Origin of the sequence: Gemmobacter nanjingensis (genome assembly GCF_014652195.1) — a bacterium.
Taxonomy (GTDB): Bacteria; Pseudomonadota; Alphaproteobacteria; order Rhodobacterales; family Rhodobacteraceae; genus Gemmobacter; species Gemmobacter caeni.
In genome coordinates this window covers 1-2201 of record NZ_BMYI01000063.1, presented here as the reverse complement: position 1 = coordinate 2201, position 2201 = coordinate 1, and the positions used below count along the sequence as shown (strand labels likewise).

General features: G+C 63.3%; 1 protein-coding gene. It reads left to right on the top strand.

The features are described from left to right. Positions 1 to 141 precede the first annotated feature (141 nt). On the top strand, positions 142 to 2121 hold the full coding sequence (locus IE126_RS25535) for a bifunctional DNA primase/polymerase (RefSeq protein WP_189383196.1): 1980 nt from the start codon (positions 142 to 144) through the stop codon (positions 2119 to 2121). The last annotated feature ends 80 nt before the right edge of the window (positions 2122 to 2201 follow it).

The window sequence follows — 2201 nt, the reverse complement described above, 5'->3', positions numbered from 1 at the left end:
GAGTGAAACCCGCCCTTGACCCAAAACTGAACCGAAATCCATAATCAGAGGTGGGTCAAATCTCGATGGAAAACCCGGGTCACTTCTCAGTGGAAATCAACAGCGGACGCCTACGCAATCGACCCCCGCACGGGTGCGGGCATGAGTATGAGCGGCGAGGCCAAGGTGCCGCTTGGCGCGGGCTGGCAGGCCCGGGCCAGCGACGACCCGGACCAGATCAAGGCTTTCTGGTCGGGCGATGGCCGGTATCCTGAAAACAAGGCTGGGAAGGCGTGGCTGTACAGGCCTGCGTGGTACCCGCGCAACGTGTCTATCGTGCTGCCCTATGGCTGCGGCCTCTTCGTTCTGGACGAAGACGGCGACGAGGGCATGGCGGCGGTTGCCGCGCTTGAGGCAGAACACGGGCCTTTGCCCCAGACCCCGGACTCGCGTTCCGGGTCGGGCAAGGGGCGGCACCGCATCTTTCGCACCTCTCGCCCCATCCGCAACACGGCATCGGGCGTTGCGCCCGGCGTTGATATTCGTGGTGAAGGCGGACAGATTATCGCCGCCCCCTCGATCCACAAGACCGGGAACTTTTACCAGTGGGCCGATGGCTGCGCGCCGTGGGAATGCGAAATCGCAGATGCCCCGGCATGGTTGGAAGACCTCGCATTCACCGCGATGAAGAAGAATGCTGCGAAGGTGAAGCGCGAGCGCCGCGAGGCCCGGCGGGCGGGTACTGGCGTTGCACATGCCGACCGGGGCGAGGTTCGCGGTGGCGGGTTTGACTTCTGGTGCGATCAGATCGGAGACGGCGACGAGCGCCGGGGCTTTGATGGCCCGATTTACAGTGCCGCGTGTTCTTGGTGGCGCGATGCCCCGGACGGCGACGAAGGGGAATTGTTCGACCTTCTGCGCGAGGTGATCCTTGCCGCACCCTGCGATGACGACCGCGCCGAACGGCGGTACGCCTCTGACGACTACCTGTCGAACCGGATCGAACAGGCCCGCGCCTTCATCGAAGAGTGCCGGGCGGCGGAAGAGGAAGCCGACCGGGAAGAAGCTGCGGCGCTGGACGCTGCCCGCGCCATCCTGCGCGAACATCTGGTGACGGAAGACGGTGAGACACGCCTTGCCGCTGACGCGGCCCAGGTGGCAATTGCCGACCTGACCGAACGCGGAACCGACCCCGAAGACGCGGCGGACTACGTCACCGAGGCCACGGCGGACGTGCTGCGCCAGCTTGAGGGCCGGGCCGCAGACCGTCAGCGCAACCCTGTGGCGGAGGCCAAGGCCGAGCTTGCCGAAGCGGGGCGACCGTCCATCCTCGCGGCGCTGTATGATGAGCGCCTTGTTGATGATGCCGGATTCATGGTGCTGCCTGACGACGCGCCGGGACTGTACCGCAAGTACCGGATCGACCCAAAGGCCAAGAACGCGGCAACCTTGATGCGGCTCGAAATCCGAGATCAGATGTTTGCCGCGCTGAATGCGAGGGTTTCGTGGGTGGTGCTGGACGGGGAAGCGAAGTGGGCAATCCGGGGCGGCGACGGCGAAGCCGTGAGGCTCTGGAAGGAAGCGACCATTGCCAAGCTCTTCATCAACCGGGGCGTGTCGTACTGGGAAGGTGAAGGCGACAAGGCCAAAGTCAAGACGATCAAGCCTTCCGATGTGATCACCTTCGCGCGTCAGCGCGATACGTTCCTCGACACCTGTTTTGAACCTGATCCGGCAAAGGCAGCCATCGCGGCCCGGCGGGGGCAGTACAACCTTTGGAGCGGGTTCGCAGTGCAGCCCCGTCCCGGTGACTGGTCGATGTTGCGCGACCACATCCGCGACCAGCTTTGCGGCGGCAACCGGGAACACTTCAACTGGGTGATGACGTGGCTTGCTTCGATCTTCGCCCGGCCCGGCGTGAAGGTCCCTAGCTCTATCGCGGTTATCGGGGAACAGGGGACCGGCAAGAGCAAGGTCTTTGACTGGCTGCGCCGTGCCATCGGATGCGCGGCCCTCAAGGTATCGGCGGCACGGCACTTGACTGGAAACTTCAACGCGCACCTTGACGGCAAGGTTCTGCTTATCTGTGAAGAAGCATTCTGGGGCGGTGACAAGCAGTTGTTGATTTCCACTGAGAAGTGACCCGGGTTTTCCATCGAGATTTGACCCACCTCTGATTATGGATTTCGGTTCAGTTTTGGGTCAAGGGCGGGTTTCACTCC